General features: G+C 66.8%; 15 protein-coding genes and 1 tRNA gene. 6 read left to right on the top strand and 10 right to left on the bottom strand.

The annotated features are described in order from the left end of the window. Positions 1–296: 296 nt before the first annotated feature. On the bottom strand, positions 297–995 hold the full coding sequence (locus IAE58_RS17235) for an AraC family transcriptional regulator (RefSeq protein WP_108752937.1): 699 nt from the start codon (positions 993–995) through the stop codon (positions 297–299). A 91-nt stretch (positions 996–1,086) separates the two neighbouring features. On the opposite strand from IAE58_RS17235, the gene IAE58_RS17230 reads away from it, so the two are divergent. Continuing rightward, positions 1,087–1,887: a DUF6491 family protein gene (locus tag IAE58_RS17230; protein ID WP_199934023.1), complete on the top strand. Its 801-nt coding sequence runs from the start codon at positions 1,087–1,089 to the stop codon at positions 1,885–1,887. On the opposite strand, the gene IAE58_RS17225 is transcribed toward IAE58_RS17230, so the two are convergent. From IAE58_RS17225 to IAE58_RS17200, 6 genes are all read right to left on the bottom strand, one after another. Continuing rightward, on the bottom strand, positions 1,884–2,936 hold the full coding sequence (locus tag IAE58_RS17225; protein WP_108757708.1) for a linear amide C-N hydrolase: 1,053 nt from the start codon (positions 2,934–2,936) through the stop codon (positions 1,884–1,886). The genes IAE58_RS17230 and IAE58_RS17225 overlap by 4 nt on opposite strands. A gap of 82 nt (positions 2,937–3,018) precedes the next feature. Beyond that, positions 3,019–3,438, bottom strand: coding sequence for a BLUF domain-containing protein (locus IAE58_RS17220; protein ID WP_199934022.1), 420 nt, complete (start codon positions 3,436–3,438; stop codon positions 3,019–3,021). Positions 3,439–3,521: 83 nt separating this feature from the next. Then, positions 3,522–4,661, bottom strand: a complete 1,140-nt coding sequence (locus IAE58_RS17215) for a hybrid sensor histidine kinase/response regulator (RefSeq protein ID WP_199934021.1) — start codon at positions 4,659–4,661, stop codon at positions 3,522–3,524. Beyond that, the gene (locus IAE58_RS17210; RefSeq protein WP_199934020.1) at positions 4,658–5,230 is read right to left on the bottom strand and encodes a chemotaxis protein CheB; all 573 of its coding nucleotides are present in this window, start codon (positions 5,228–5,230) and stop codon (positions 4,658–4,660) included. The genes IAE58_RS17215 and IAE58_RS17210 overlap by 4 nt, the downstream gene beginning before the upstream one ends. Next, positions 5,230–6,054, bottom strand: coding sequence for a CheR family methyltransferase (locus tag IAE58_RS17205; protein WP_199934019.1), 825 nt, complete (start codon positions 6,052–6,054; stop codon positions 5,230–5,232). The genes IAE58_RS17210 and IAE58_RS17205 overlap by 1 nt, the downstream gene beginning before the upstream one ends. Then, entirely contained in the window at positions 6,051–9,161 is a 3,111-nt protein-coding gene (locus tag IAE58_RS17200) for a response regulator (protein WP_199934018.1), read from the bottom strand. The genes IAE58_RS17205 and IAE58_RS17200 overlap by 4 nt, the downstream gene beginning before the upstream one ends. 149 nt (positions 9,162–9,310) lie before the next feature. Here IAE58_RS17200 and IAE58_RS17195 point away from each other — a divergent pair, with 149 nt between their 5' ends. Continuing rightward, a complete protein-coding gene (locus IAE58_RS17195) occupies positions 9,311–10,471 on the top strand; it encodes an ATP-binding protein (RefSeq protein WP_325166867.1) in 1,161 nt (386 codons plus the stop codon). After that, entirely contained in the window at positions 10,461–10,820 is a 360-nt protein-coding gene (locus IAE58_RS17190) for a response regulator (RefSeq protein WP_108749445.1), read from the top strand. The genes IAE58_RS17195 and IAE58_RS17190 overlap by 11 nt, the downstream gene beginning before the upstream one ends. 221 nt (positions 10,821–11,041) lie before the next feature. Here the strand turns inward: IAE58_RS17190 and IAE58_RS17185 are convergent, their stop codons facing one another. Further along, complete coding sequence (locus IAE58_RS17185; protein ID WP_199934016.1) at positions 11,042–11,731, bottom strand: MarC family protein; 690 nt, start codon at positions 11,729–11,731, stop codon at positions 11,042–11,044. Between the two features lie 230 nt (positions 11,732–11,961). On the opposite strand from IAE58_RS17185, the gene IAE58_RS17180 reads away from it, so the two are divergent. Further along, complete coding sequence (locus IAE58_RS17180; RefSeq protein WP_199934015.1) at positions 11,962–12,522, top strand: hypothetical protein; 561 nt, start codon at positions 11,962–11,964, stop codon at positions 12,520–12,522. A gap of 47 nt (positions 12,523–12,569) precedes the next feature. Here the strand turns inward: IAE58_RS17180 and IAE58_RS17175 are convergent, their stop codons facing one another. Both IAE58_RS17175 and IAE58_RS17170 read right to left on the bottom strand, forming a co-directional pair. Then, complete coding sequence (locus IAE58_RS17175; RefSeq protein WP_199934014.1) at positions 12,570–13,007, bottom strand: acetyltransferase; 438 nt, start codon at positions 13,005–13,007, stop codon at positions 12,570–12,572. A gap of 25 nt (positions 13,008–13,032) precedes the next feature. Then, positions 13,033–13,109, bottom strand: a tRNA-Arg gene (locus IAE58_RS17170). 192 nt (positions 13,110–13,301) lie between these two features. Here IAE58_RS17170 and IAE58_RS17165 point away from each other — a divergent pair. Next, a complete protein-coding gene (locus tag IAE58_RS17165; protein WP_199934013.1) occupies positions 13,302–14,834 on the top strand; it encodes an aldehyde dehydrogenase family protein in 1,533 nt (510 codons plus the stop codon). Continuing rightward, the coding region (locus tag IAE58_RS17160; protein ID WP_200734986.1) for an SDR family NAD(P)-dependent oxidoreductase at positions 14,834–15,160 on the top strand (327 nt) is incomplete at its 3' end. The genes IAE58_RS17165 and IAE58_RS17160, both read left to right, overlap by 1 nt.

Below are 15,160 nucleotides of genomic sequence, written 5' to 3'. Positions count from 1 at the left end.
AGCGTCGAGCTTGCTCGACGGCTGTTGCCCTGCTCTTCGTAGCGGCGAGCTTGCTCGACGGCGTTCCGGCAAGAGCCGTCGAGCAAGCTCGACGCTACTAAAGCCATTCGCCGCCCGTGTCAGGGCATTTCGCCGCAGGACCATGCCGCTCGTGTCATGGCGTTTCGCCGGAAGGCCACGCCGCCCGTGTCATGGCGTTTCGCCACAGGACCATGCCGCCCGTGTCGTGGCATTTCGCCGCAAAGCCGTTCGCCCCCCGTGTCAGGGCATTTCGCCGCAAGGCCACGCCGCTGGTGTCAAGGCACCTCACCACGCCGCCACGCTGCCGGGGTCATCCCGGTTTCCCGGCGCAGGGCACGGGTCAGCGCGCTCTGTTCCGAATAACCCGCCGCCAGCGCGATCTGGCTGATCGGCGCGGTACTGGTCAACAGCTGGTGCTTGGCCCAGCGCAACCGGTTGGCACTCAGCCAGGCCTGCGGGCTGACCCCGAATTCACCCAGGAACAGCGCATGCAGGCGGCTTTCACTCACCCCGACAAACCCCGCCATGCGCGCCACCGGCCAGTGCTGGCCCGGTTCGCGCTGCACCGCCGCGCACAGGCCCTGCAGCCGCGCGCCACTGCCGGCCGGGGCGAACGCGTGCAGCAGGTCCGGCAGCAGTTCCGGCACCGCCTGCCCCGCCTGCACGTGGGCAAGGCGCTGGCGCAGGCGCTGCGGCAGGTGCAGCCAGCGTTGCCGGCACAGGTGCTCCTGGGTGGCATCGTCCAGCACGCCCGGGCCGCAATCGACGATCACGAAACCGTTCGGCCCCTGCGCCATCTGGTCATGCGCCTCGCCAGCGGCCACGAAGGCGCCCTGCAGCAGATCCAGTCGTCCGCCGTGGCCTTCCATCTCGAACTGCAGTTCGCCCTGCAGCGGCAGCACCCACTGCGCGTAGTCATGCCGGTCCAGGCCGGTGGCCTGGCCGTAGTGCCGCAGGTGGAAGATCGCGCCCATCGGCGCAGTGTGCGCGTGCCGCCGGGCGGCGGCAATACTGACATCAGCCCATGCTATGGTCGGCGCCATCCACCTCCACCGGGATCGCACGATGAAGGAACGTCTGCTGCCGATCGCCCTGGCGCTGCTTCTGGCCAGCCAGCCGCTGTCTTCCCTGCGCGCAGAGGACGCACGCACGCCGCCCGCGCCGCACTGCGTGGATGCACGCAGCGTGCAGCAGGTCGAACAGGATGCCGCCGGGTCCATCGCGGTGCGCGATGGCCGCGACCGCGCCTTCCACATCGACTTCAGCAGCGCCTGCCCCGGCGTGAACCAGGCCGAAGCCCTGCGCCTGGAAGCGCCACAGGGCTGGGCCTGCGGCACCCCAGGCGAACAGGTGGTCGTCGATGGCCGCCGTTGCGCGGTGAGCGCGGTCAGGCCCATCGACAACCGTACCTTCGCCCTCGCCGCACGCGAAAGCAGTCGCCAGTTCGCCGATACCCTGCCTACGGTCACGGTGGAAGCCAAAGGCACGGCACGCCGCACCGATGATCGCGGCCGGCACACCTTCCAGACCTCATCGGCCGTGTGTTTTGCCACCCGCCACGTGCGTGGCTGGAGTGAAACCCCCGAAGGCGTGGTGGTGGAAACCAACCCGCGCCGCAATGGCGGCCACCGCTACTACACGGTTGAACTGGCCAGCAGCTGCTCGATCCTGGCCGGCGCCACCGAGGTCGACTTCCAGTCCGGGTTCCAGAACGGGCTGATCTGCGGCAATCCGCGCGATCGCATTGTCATGCAGCCGTCGGGCATCGAGAACGATGCCCGCTCCTATGGCCCTCGCTTTGCGCGCCCGGGCTGCGACATCCTGGCCGTCTACCCGAGCGACAGCAAAGGCCCCGCCGCGCCCTAGCCGTCGGTGCCCAGGAACGCGAACGGCTTGCTGGGCTGGAAATGGGACAGCGCATCACCGGCGAAGGTGTTGCGCTGGTCCGGGCCCAGGTCCAGCTTCAGCACCGGCCCAGCGAAGTCGATCTTGTTCAGGTCCACCCAGAACGTATTGGGCGTGAGCGCCGATTCGAAGAAATACAGGCGCCGCTTGTGGTCGGCCACCGTGCGCCAGCGGGTCGACGAAATATTGGGCTCGCCCGGCGTGGTGATGCCGTAGGGCACCGATGCATTGCGGATCACGCTGAACACACTGGCCAGTGCCACCACCGGGTCTTCGGCCTTGGGAATGGCATTGATGTAGAACGAGGCACGCGCGAAGCGGTCGGCCGATCGGTTGGTTCCGGGCAGCATCACCGTGCCGCCGATCTGCTTCCAGTAAGCGTTCAGGGCCAACTGCTCATCGAAGATGGGCGAGTTGGTCATCACCTGGTAGCGACGGTCGTGATGGATCACCTGGCGGCCGCCGATGTACTCGACAATGGCGCTGTCACCGCTGGCATCGGACAGGGACAGGTGCAGCGTGGCCTGGCGGTCTTCGCCGGGCACCTTGTCGGTCACGATGGAATACGGCTCGCGTTCCAGCGCGGCCACCGCCTCCTGCACCGTGGCGAAATTGTCCAGCACGTACTGCGCCCACAGCGAAATGGCCAGGCCCGGCTTGTTGCTGCGGCTCTTGGGGTATTCCGATTCGACCAGCCACAGCAGGTTGGCCACCAGGCCCTTCTCGTTCATGCCATCGGTGGTGGACACGTCGTAGCCGGTCGCCACCACGCTGCCGTAGCGCGCCTTCCAGGCAATCGACTTCGGCCCGGCCTGGCCGTTGCGTTCAATGCCCCGTGGCAGCACGTACAGGTTGGTGGCCACATCCACCTTCCAGTCCATGGAGCGGGCAGTGATCACATCACCGTTATCCCCCAGGTACACCGCGCGCGTACACGCCAGTGCCGGTGAAACCGCCGCTGCCAGCGCCATTGCCAGCATCGCCCTGCCCTGCCACTTCATGCGCGCCATGCCGTGCTCCATTCCCCGGGGATCACCCGATGAAAGCGCGGCGCTTGTGACCTTCGGGTGAAACCCCTGCGCGGCGGGCGCGCTACAGCGCCGGCTGCACGATCTGCGCCAGCAGATCGATCGCGGTCGGGCCGCCGGCATCCCCAGCCAGCGTGCGCGCGAAACCGGACCAATCACCGGCGGCCAGCTGCCGCAGCAGGGAGGCCTCCACCGGCAGCACGCGCATCGACCAATAGGGGAACTGCCGCTGGCCCAGATGCCCGCGCGCAAGCTCCATCAGATCGTGGTGACTGCCCGCGCGCAGGATGCGTTCGTACACCGAATCGATGCCATCGGGCGGGCCCTCGATGTACTGCAGGAAGCGCTGGCCATCGTTGAGCAGCACGCCGGTGACCCCCGCCATCTTGTTGAAACGTGCCGCGTCCTCCACCAGCGCGTGCATGCGTTCAACCGGAAGATCTGCCTTTGCCTGGCTGACATAGGCGATGGCGCACAGTGGCATGGGGCGTCCTTGACCAGAGAGACACCCACCGTAGCAGTTGCGGACGGATGCGTCTCAATCGCCGCCGGGACTTGCTGAAGAATTCAGGAAACGGCGATGGCACGACCATCCACGCGACGCGGCAGGATCGCTTCGAACACCACCTGGCCCGCCTCGTTGCGTGCGGTCAACCGCCCGTGATGCGCGCGCACGAACTGATCGGCGATGTACAAGCCCAACCCCAGGCCCTTGCTGGGATGGAAGCTGGCCTTGAACGGCTCGAACAGGCGCGGCAGCAGCGCCGCATCGATCTGGCCCGCATTGCGCACACGCAGGGTGACCGTATGTGCGTCGCGGCCATCGACCTGCACCTGCACCGCCGAATCACCACCATGGGTCAAAGCGTTGCCGACCAGGTTCGCCGCGATCTGGCCCAGCCGATCCAGGTCGCCCTGCAGGCCGCTGTCGCCCTCCTGTTCGAACTGCAGCCGGGCGCTGCCATGCGCGCTGCCGGCCTCGGCCAACACGGCACGGGTCACCTCGGCCAGGTCACAGGCGGCGGCATCCATGCGCAGGCCGCCGGTGCGGATGCGCGAGAAGTCCAGCAGCTGTTCCACCATGCGCGCCATGCGCACCGTACTGGCCTCCAGGTGCTTCAGCGTCTGCTGCGCTGAAGCGTTGTCAGCCGGCAGCTCCAGGCTCAGCTTGTCCGCGCACAGCAGGATGGCCGACAACGGCGTACGCAGGTCGTGGGTCAACACGGCCGCCATGGTCTCGTTGAGTTTCAGCGCCCGCTCCAGCGCCTCGTTGCGGGCCTTCAACAACTGGCGTTGCTGGTAGAGCTCGATGAACACGCTCACCTTGCTCAGGATCACCTGCGGCGCCACCGGCTTGTGCAGGAAATCCACCGCGCCGCTTTCGTAGCCCTTGAACGCGCGCACCGGGTCGTCGGGCGATGCGGTCAGGAAGATGATCGGCACATCGCGGCTGCGCTGCGAACCGCGCATCAGTTCGGCCAGGGTGAACCCGTCGATCTCGGGCATGTGCACGTCCAGCAGCGCCAGCGCCACTTCGTGCTCCAGCAGCAGTTCCAGCGCCTGGGCGCCGGAGCCGGCCAGCAACAGGTTCACCCCGTCGCGGCGCAGCAGCGCCTGCATGGCCACCAGGTTCTGCGGCACGTCATCGACGATCAGCAGGTTGACCGGCGACTGCGTCGGGGCAGGCTCGGGCGGCAGCAGGTTCATGCGAAAACTTCCTTCAGGCGACAACACAATGTTTCAAGGGACAGCACGGCGTCAGCGCCGGCGTGCTGCAGGGCGGAGGCCGGCATCATCGATGCTTCGGCCTCCTCGGGGCATTGCAGCCAGGCGCGGCCACCGGCGCTGCGCACCGCGGCCACGCCTTCGCTGCCATCACTGCTGGCCCCGGTCAGCAGTACCGCCAGCACACCCTCACCGAACACCGCCGCGGCGGATTCGAACAGCGGATCGATGGCCGGCCGCGAAAACAGCACCGGCTCATCCATCGACAGCGCCACCGCCTGGGTGTCTTCCACCAGCAGGTGGTAATCCGGCGGTGCGAAGGTCACCGTGCCCGGCTGCAGCGGCTGCTTGTCCTCGGCCTCGCGCAGGGCCACCACGCAGTACGGCGCCAGCACTTCGGCAATGCGGCTGCTGCGGTCACGCGGCAGATGCAGCACCACCAGCACCGGCACCGGCAGGCTGGCCGGCAGCGCGCCCAGCAGCTGCTGCAACGCCGCCACGCCCCCCGCCGAAGCGCCCACCACCACCAGCGCCGGACGCGGCTCGGCCATCAGGCCACCTTCCGGTACAGGCGGTGTTCGCGCGAGCAGACTTCGAACGCGCCATGGTGAATGCCAAACTGCAGCGATTCCTTGCTGCCCAGGCCCAGGAAGCCCCGGTGTACCAGCGCCTCGCGGAACAGGCCGACCGCACGGTCCTGCAGATCGCGGTTGAAATAGATCAGCACGTTGCGGCAGGACACCAGGTGTACTTCCGAAAACACGGTGTCGGTAGCCAGGCTGTGGTCGGCAAACACCACGTTGCGGCGCAGCTGGCGATCAAACACCGCGCCATCGTAAGCGGTGGCGTAGTAATCAGACAGTGAACCGGTGCCACCGGCGGCCAGGTAATTGCGGCTGAACTGCGCCAGGCGGTCGATGCCATAGGCACCGGCCTCGGCAGTGGCCAGTGCCTCCGGGTTGATGTCGGTGGCGTAGACGATGCTGCGATCGAGCAGGCCTTCCTCGTGCAGCATGATCGCCAGCGACCATACCTCCTCGCCCGTGCTGCAGCCGGCCACCCACAGCTTCACCGACGGCCAGGTGCGCAGCACCGGCACCACCTGCTCGCGCAGTTCGCGGAAATAGGCCGGGTCACGGAACATTTCCGAGACCTGCACGGTGAAGAACTGCATGGCCTGGGCGAACAGCTCCGGCTCGTGCAGCAGGCGGTGCTGCAGGTCCACCAGGCGCTCGCACTCATAGCGTTGCATGGCCTGGCGCACCCGGCGGCGCAGCGAGGAAATGGCGTAGCTGCGGAAATCATAGTGGTAGCGCTGGTACAGCGCCTCCAGCAGCACCTTCAGTTCCAGGTCGAACAGCGCCTGTTCGTTCATTGCCGCGAGCACCACACGCGGCACAGCGACACCAGCTTGTCCACGTCGATGGGCTTGGCGATGTAATCATTCGCACCAGCCTGCAGGCAGCGCTCGCGGTCATCGGGCATGGCCTTGGCGGTCAGCGCGATGATCGGCAGGTCCTGCAGGTGCCGCTGCGCGCGGATCTCGCGCATGGCGGTCAGGCCATCCTTCTCCGGCATCATGATGTCCATCAGCACCAGATCGACCTCGCGCTGGGCCAGGCGGTCCACCGCTTCCTGGCCGTTGCGGGCGATTTCCAGGCTCACACCCAGCGGTTCCAGCACGCTGGACAGGGCGAAGATGTTGCGCACATCGTCTTCGGCCAGCAGCACGGTGCGCCCGTCCAGCACGGTGTCACGGCGGCGTGCCTCGCGCAGCAGGCGCTGCTGGTCGCTGGGCAGGCTGGCTTCCACGCTGTGCAGGAACAGGGTCACTTCATCCAGCAGGCGCTCGGGCGAACGCGCACCCTTGATGATGATGCTCTTGGAATAGCGGCGCAGGCGCTGCTCGTCCTCGCGGCTGAGCGCGCGGCCGGTGTAGACGATCACCGGCGGGAAGCCGACGTCATCGTTGCCGGCCATGTGTTCCAGCAGGTCATAGCCACTGCCGTCAGGCAGAGCCAGATCCATCACCATGCAATCGAAGGTCACCGTGCTCAGCTGCTGCAGCGCCTCGGCCTGGGTGCCCACGGCAACAATCTGCAGCTGGTCGCGGCCGAGCAGCAGTTCCAGGTTGTGGCGCAGGTCGCTGTCGTCTTCCACGATCAGCAGGCGGCGCACATCGCGCTGGCTGGTCTGTTCCAGCTGCTCGATGGCGGCCACCAGGCGTTCGCGGGTGGTCGGCTTGATCGCAAACCCGATCGCGCCCAGCTCGCGCGCCACCTGGCTGCGATCCATCGCCGACACCACGTGCACCGGAATATGGCGGGTATCGGGGTTGCGCTTCAGTCGTTCCAGCACGCTCAGGCCGGATACATCGGGCAGGCCGATGTCCAGCAGGATGCCATTGGGACGCAGCTCGACGGCCAGTGCCAGCGCTTCTTCGGCCGTGGTGGCCACCACGCAGTCGAAGTCCAGTTCATGGGCCAGCACCACCAGCGCTTCGGCGAAGGTGGCATCGTCTTCCACGGCCAGGATCAGGCGGCCGCCATGGCGACGCTGGCCACGATCATCGGCCACGGTGCGCACCGGCCCGGCAGCGCCATGGGCAACCCCCAGCTGCGGCGCGGGCGCATGCACCGCAGCCGGCGCTGCAGCAATGGGCGCAACTTCAGCCGGCGCGTGCGGTACCGATTCGGCCACCGCGGGGGCGCCCTGCAGCGGCAGCTCCAGGATGAAGCAGCTGCCGCGCCCCGGTTCGCTGTCCACCTGGATATCGCCGCCCATGCGTTCGGCCAGGTCGCGCGAGATCGACAGGCCCAGGCCGGTGCCACCGTAGCGGCGGCGGGTGCTGCCATCGGCCTGGCGGAAGGCCTCGAAGATGGCCTGCAGCTGGTCGCGGGCGATGCCGATGCCACTGTCGGCCACTTCGAAGCGCACCCGGCCATTGCCGCCGGCGCGCACGTGCAGGCTGACCTTGCCGTGTTCGGTGAACTTCAGCGCATTGGCCAGCAGGTTCTTCAGGATCTGCTGCAGGCGCTGGCTGTCGGCCACCAGCTGGGTCGGTGCCAGCGCGTCGGCTTCGATCTGCAGCGCCAGGCCCTTCTGCCGCGCCATCGGTTCAAAGGTTTCGCGCAGGCGCTGCAGCACACTGTCCACCACCACCACTTCGTCGGCCAGTTCCACATGGCCGGCTTCGATGCGCGACAGATCCAGGATGTCGTTGATCAGCGCCAGCAGATCGTTGTTGGACGACAGGATGGCGCGCGCGTACTTCACCTGCTCGTCGGTCAGCGTGCCGTCCTTGTTGTCGGCCAGCAGCTTGGCCAGGATCAGCGAGCTGTTCAGCGGCGTGCGCAGCTCGTGTGACATGTTGGCCAGGAATTCGGACTTGTAGCGCGAAGTGGCGGCCAGCTCGTTGCTGTTGCGCACCAGCTGCCCCTGGGCGACCAGCAACGCCTGCTTCTGCGCTTCCAGCTCGTGGGTGCGCTCTTCCAGCTGCACGTTGCTCTGTTCCAGCTCGGCCTGCTGCTGCTCCAGGTGGCCCTGCGACTGCATCAGGCTGCGGCTCTGCTCTTCCAGCTCTTCGTTGGCCACGCGCAGTTCTTCCTGCTGCGCCTGCAGTTCCTCGCCCTGGCGCTGCGATTCCTCCAGCAGCACCACCAGCTGCGCGCGCAGCAACGAGGCGCGCAGGGCCATGCCGATGGTTTCGCCACAGCGCTGCAGCAGTTCGGTGTCCAGCGCGGCCTGCTGGCCCGGGCTGGCGCGCCCCAGTTCGATCACGCCCACCAGGCTGCCATCGCTGCTGATCGGCGCCAGAATGCGCTCGCGCACGGCAATGCGGCCCAGGCTGGACTGCAACTCCAGCGCCTGCGCGTCGCCACCACTGAGATGCAGCACCCGGCCATCGCGGGCCACCTGGCCGAGCAGACCTTCCTGCAGCCCCACGGCACTGGCAATGCCGGTGGGCAGGGCCACACCGCCGGTCAACTGCAGGCGGCCGCCTTCCAGGCGGTACAGCGCGCCCACCTGGGCCTGCAGCTGCACGGCCAGACTGGACATGGCGGCCTCGGCAATCTGTTCCGGGCCCAGGTCGCCGCGCAGGCTCAGGGCCACGGCGTTCTCTGCTTCCTGCAACCACAGCGCGCGCATGGCCTGGCGCCGGGCCTCGATGGCGCGCGACACGATCAGCGCGATCATCAGGAAGGCCACGCCGCCAATGCTGCGGTTCACGAACGAGAATGCCGAGTTGCTGCTGGCCGGCGCCACGTTGTAGCCGATGGCCAGCAGCCCGCAGGCGATCACCGCCACCATGAACGGCACCCGCGCACTGCGCTGGAACACCGTCACGCCCACGGCCATGAAGTAGGCCAGCCAGACCGCGTAGCCCAGCGGCACCACCAGTTCCATGGCGGCGGTTGCCGCAAGCAGCACGGCTGAAGCCGTCCAGACCCAGCGGTCACGCGTGGTTGCACCAGGACGCATGCAGGTGGTTTCCAGTCGGCAAAAGGGTGATGAGGATACCCTGTGTCGCATTCAGCCGCATACGACGAATGGCACACGCCGCGCCTGCACATATCCTTCACGCTGCGCTGCCTAGGGTCTGCGCCCTTACAGGGGCTTTTTCTATTGACGTGGTCGCTGCCGCATTCACGGATTCCGCACTGACGGATCCCTCACGACAATTGCGATTGCTGATTGACAGCGTGCATGACCATGCGCTGTACCTGCTCGATCCCGACGGCATCATCTGCAGCTGGAACCCGGGCGCGCAGCGCATCAAGGGGTTCCTGGCCGAGGAAGTGGTCGGCACGCATTTCGGCCGCTTCTACCTGGACCAGGATCGCGACGCCGGTGAACCGCAGCGCCTGCTGCAGCTGGCCGCACGCGAGGGGCACCATGCCAGCGAGGGCTGGCGGCTGCGCAAGGACGGTTCTTCGTTCCGCGCCAGCATCGTGATCGAACCGGTGGTCGAACAAGGCCAGCTGCTGGGCTTCGTCAAGATCACCCGCGACATCACCGAAAGCTGGCAGGCCCAGCGCCTGCTGCGCGATGCCCAGCGCGCGCTGCGCCAGACCCAGCAGTTCGAGACCGTGGGCCGGCTCAGCCGCGGCCTGTCGCATGAATTCAACAACCTGCTGACCACCATCGGCAACGCCATCGACCTGGTCTCGCTGCGCGTTGGCCAGGACCCGCGCGCGCAGGAGCTGCTGGCCAGCGCCCAGGCGGCCACCGACCGTGGCGCCCTGCTGACCCGCCAGCTGCTGGCGTTCAGTTCCGGGCAGACCCTGGTACGCGACCGGGTGGACATCAATGCCTTGATCGGCGGTCAGTTGGACGCCCTGCGGCGCAGCTGCCCGCCCGGCATCGGCCTGGACACGTCCATGACCCTGGACCTGCCGCCGCTGTGCCTGGACCGGGCGCAGCTGGAAACCGCGCTGGCCAACCTGGTGGCCAACGCCGCCGAAGCCACCCCGCCCGGGGGCCGGGTGCGGGTGGCCACCGCACTGGAACGGCGTCTGGATCCCGATGCCGACGGGCACGTGGAGCGCGCATACGTTACCCTGCGTGTCCACGACGAGGGCCGTGGCATGGCGCCGGACATCGCCGAGCGCGCCAGCGAGCCCTTTTTCACCACCAAGGACATTGGCAAAGGCAGCGGCCTGGGCCTGAGCCAGGTGTTCGGTTTCACCACCCAGAGCGGCGGTTTCGTCGACGTGGCCACCACCCCCGGTGTTGGCACGACGGTCAGCCTGCTGCTTCCTGCATTAGAGGACTCCACCCATGACCGATGACCCGATCCGCGTATTGATGGTGGAGGACCAGACCGATCTGCGCGAGATGATCGGCCTGGCCCTGCGCGATTTCGGCATCGACGTGGAAACCACCGCCGACGGTCACGAAGCGGTGGCGCTGCTGCAGAGCGGCACCCGTTTCGACGTGGTGTTCAGCGATATCAGCATGCCCAACGGCATGTCGGGCATCGAACTGAGCGAACACGTGGCCCGCGACCAGCCGCACGCGCGCATGATCCTGTCCTCCGGCTACGCCCGCTCGCAGCTGCCGCCCCTGCCGGACCAGGTCGAGTTCCTGCCCAAGCCCTACCGCCTGCGCCAGCTGGTGGAACTGCTGCAGCAGCACTGATCCCGCAACGCCCCGGTACCGGCGTACGATCCAACACCACTGAACCCGCTTCGGTAGAGTCGAGCTTGCTCGACTGCTCCTGCCCTTGCCTTTCGTAGAGTCGAGCTTGCTCGACTGCTCCTGCAACTATCCGTCGAGCAAGCTCGACGCTACAAAAGCGCCTCGCGTCGCTTCGGGGTGCGGCCGACGGTCCGGGCGACCTCCGTCGAGCGAGCTCGACGCTACGCCGCGCCGGCGAACGTCTCGTGATTGAGGTCCACCCACCCCGTCCACATCAGCTGTATGCCAATGCACAGCAGCACGAACGCCACCAGCTGCTGCATCACCACCGCACCGGTCGGGCCCAGCCGCGTAACCAGAAAGATCGAATTGCGCAGGATCAGATAGATCACCGCCACCACCAGCAGCGCCCCGCCCACCGCCACAATCACACCCGACAGCAGGTGCAGCGGCGTAACCGATTCAACGTGTGTACCCAGAGTGATGCACGCGGCAATGGTTCCCGGCCCGGTGGTCAACGGAAACGTAAGCGGGAAGAAACTCTTGCCTTCCAGTTGCGCATCGGCAATCGCCTCGGCCTGCTCCTGCGCCGGGCTGGGCGGGTCGTCAGTACGCGCGCCGAGCATGCGCCAGCCGGCGGCGGCCACCAGCAAGCCGCCACCGATACGCACCACCGGCAGGGAAATGCCGAACAACGACAGCACATAGGTGCCGACGAGCATTGCCAGCACGATCACCACGAAACTGTTCACCGCGATCTGCCGCGCCAGCTTCTTGGCCATGGCGCGGCGGTTGCCCACCGTGGAAACGAAGACCGACGCCGTGCTGAGCGGATTGATGATCGGCAACAGGGTGACCGGCACCAGGATCAGCTCACCGGCCAGGGTGACAAGCAGGGTGGGCAACTGCACGGGCGCCTCCGTGGGGCTGGGCGGTTACCAGCGCAGGAACAGGGTGACGCCGAAAATGATCAGCACCACGACCAGCACCAGCCACAGGCCGTGGCGCTGTCTCCAGGTGGGCTTGGGCGTACCGGGGGTATTCATGGCGGAAATCCTTGCGTGGAAGGGATGACCTCAGCGTGCTGGACGCCGTGTGCAGTGGGCGTGGAGACGGGTTGGGTGCTTCAGAATGGGTAGGATTGAACGGCCGCACCGAGTCATATAGCTTTCAGGCTCAGCTGTCCCCTGAGGGTACATTCGTGAGCGGCATGAATCTGCTTGGATTGCTGTTGATGCTCGGCCAGGACGCTGCTCCGCCGACTAGCGCCGACGTTCCCCAGAAAGAGATTGCTGTGGCTGCTGCGGAAGCGGTTGAATCAGCCAGAATCTATGCCAACTGCGCTGGCTGGTGGGATTTCCTGTCCACGCACGAGCGGGACGCCGGGCGACCCGCGTCCGCCGAGCAGTTCAAGAGCCTGGCAAATGGCGCACAGACTGCGGCGTTGTGGCTGCATGGCCAAGCATATGCTCTCACCGCGACCAAGCCTACCCGCTACAAGACGTGGTTACCCCTGGTTGCGCCTTTACGGGAGGGCGCGGCCATCAGAGCCGCGGCCATGGCCGAACATGGGAAAATCGATCTGGTGCGATCTGAGCTGGAGCGATGTGAAACCTTGCTGGAGAGCCAGCAGCGCGCCATCGACAGCATCCGCAATGACACTGTCCAACAGGAACTGGATGCCGCCGGTTCGGGCGACTAGTCCGAGGCCATTGCGCAACGAGGCGGGTGCCCGGGCTTTCTGCTGGACTACCCGTTGTGACGCAGGTGGATCAAGGGATACGGACGGCCTTGCGAGTCACACGCTGAACGGCCGGTCTCGATGAACCCCATCCGCAGGTAGAACCCAACGGCCTGCGCGTTCTGCTCGTTTACATCGGTCGTCAGGTGCTTGTGCGCAGACAATCCATGCAGCAACAGCTGTCGTCCAATGCCAGTGCCACGGACGTCAGGGTCGATGAACAACGCTTCCATATGCGAACCGTCGATCAGCATGAAGCCGTACGGCCGATCATTCTGATCAACCGCCACCGTCATCGGCGCTTGCGGCAGGAAAGCGGCGACCTCGTCATCAATCGCCTGCCGGTCCTCAGGTCGGAGAAAGCCGTGGGTCGCGTCAACCGAGCGACGCCACAGATCCACCAAGGCTGCGCCATCGTCGGCGCGCGAGGAACGCAGAATGTACATATGCCAGCTCAAGGCGCTTCGAATCTGGTGACCCCGGCCCGATTCGAACGGGCGACCTTCCCCTTAGGAGGGGGACGCTCTATCCAGCTGAGCTACGGGGCCATGCAGCCGCCAAGTTTACAGGCAAGCCCCCTGCCCTCCAAGCATTCATGCTTCCCATCCCCCAACGCCCAGCCCGCTGGCGCGCCGCACCATGGGCATCCGGGCGGCTCTGCTACCATCGGCGGTTCAGTCCGCTGCATCCCCCACCTGCCCGCGGCGGCGCCTACAACGTAACGAAATACAGGAGTCTGCATGTCTTCCGAGCTGCTCAAATCCCTTGGCCTGGACGCGATCAACGCCGGCACCTACCTGGGCAACGGGGAATGGTCCAACGCCAATGGCGGTGAGCTGATCACCCCGGTCAACCCGACCACCGGTGAGGCCATCGCGCAGGTGCGCGCCACCACCGAATCCGAGTACGAAATCGTCATCGCCCGTGCGCAGGAAGCCTTCAAGGTCTGGCGCACCACACCGGCCCCGCGCCGTGGCGAGGCCGTGCGCCTGTGCGGCGAAGCGCTGCGCAAGCACAAGGACGCGCTGGGTTCGCTGGTCGCGCTGGAAATGGGCAAGAGCAAGCCCGAAGGCGACGGCGAAGTGCAGGAAATGATCGACATCGCCGATTTCGCCGTGGGCCAGAGCCGCATGCTGTACGGCTACACCATGCATTCCGAGCGCCCCGGCCACCGCATGTACGAGCAGTACCACCCGCTGGGCCTGGTCGGCATCATCTCGGCCTTCAACTTCCCGGTGGCGGTGTGGAGCTGGAATGCCTTCCTGGCCGCCATCTGCGGTGATATCTGCATCTGGAAGCCGTCCAACAAGACCCCGCTGACCGCCATCGCCTCCATGCGCATCTGCAACGAAGCGCTGCGCGAAGCCGGCTTCCCGGACATCTTCTTCCTGGTCAACGACGCCGGCACAGCCCTGTCCGAAACCCTGGTGGACGACCGCCGCGTGCCGCTGATCAGCTTCACCGGCTCCACCCAGGTCGGCCGCACCGTGAATGAAAAGGTGGCCCGCCGCCTCGGCCGCTGCCTGCTGGAACTGGGCGGCAACAACGCCATCATCCTGGACGAAACCGCCGATCTGAAGCTGGCCGTGCCGGGCATCGTGTTCGGTGCGGTCGGTACCGCCGGCCAGCGCTGCACCACCACCCGCCGCCTGATCGTGCACCGCTCGATCTACGCCGATGTGCTGGCCACGCTGGTGAAGGCCTACAAGCAGGTGGAAGGCAAGATCGGCGACCCGACCGATGCCGCCAACCTGATGGGCCCGCTGAACAGCGAAGGCGCCGTGCAGCAGTTCCTGGATGCCATCGCCCAGGCCAAGGCCGCCGGCGGCACCATCGAAACCGGTGGCACCCGCATCGACCGCGCCGGCAACTTCGTGCTGCCGGCCATCGTGTCGGGCCTGAAGAACAGCGACGCCGTGGTGCAGCACGAAACCTTCGCGCCCATCCTGTATGTCATGCCGTACGACAACATCGATGAAGCAATCGACATGCAGAACGGCGTGCCGCAGGGCCTGTCCTCGTCCATCTTCACCGCCAACCTGAGGACCGCCGAGAAGTTCCTGTCGGCCGCTGGCAGCGACTGCGGCATCGCCAACATCAACATCGGCACGTCCGGTGCGGAAATCGGCGGCGCCTTCGGTGGCGAAAAGGACACCGGCGGTGGCCGCGAATCCGGTTCGGATGCGTGGAAGGTCTACATGCGCCGCCAGACCAACACCATCAACTACTCCGACTCGCTGCCGCTGGCCCAGGGCATCAAGTTCGATCTGTAATGGCAAGCGAGTTGGCCATGCCTGCGGGTCAGAGCCCCTCCGGGGATCTGACCCCTGCCCAGGGTCGGATCCCCGCACGGGCTCCGACCCTCGACCTCAGCGGCCGCCGGGTACTGATCGCCGGCGGCAGCAAGGGCATCGGCCGTGAACTGGCGCTGGCGTTTGCCGGCGCTGGTGCCCAGGTATCGGTCTGCGCGCGTGGCCAGGCCGGCCTGGATACCCTGCAGGCCGACGCCCAGGCCCAGGGCACGCCGCTGCACACCGCCTCCGTGGGGGGGGGGGGGCGGGGGGCGGGGGGGGCCGGGGGGGGGCGCCGCGCCCCCCGG

This window comes from Stenotrophomonas sp. S49 (assembly GCF_016624905.1).
Classification (GTDB): domain Bacteria; phylum Pseudomonadota; class Gammaproteobacteria; order Xanthomonadales; family Xanthomonadaceae; genus Stenotrophomonas.
This window is presented reverse-complemented; position numbering and strand designations above follow the sequence as displayed.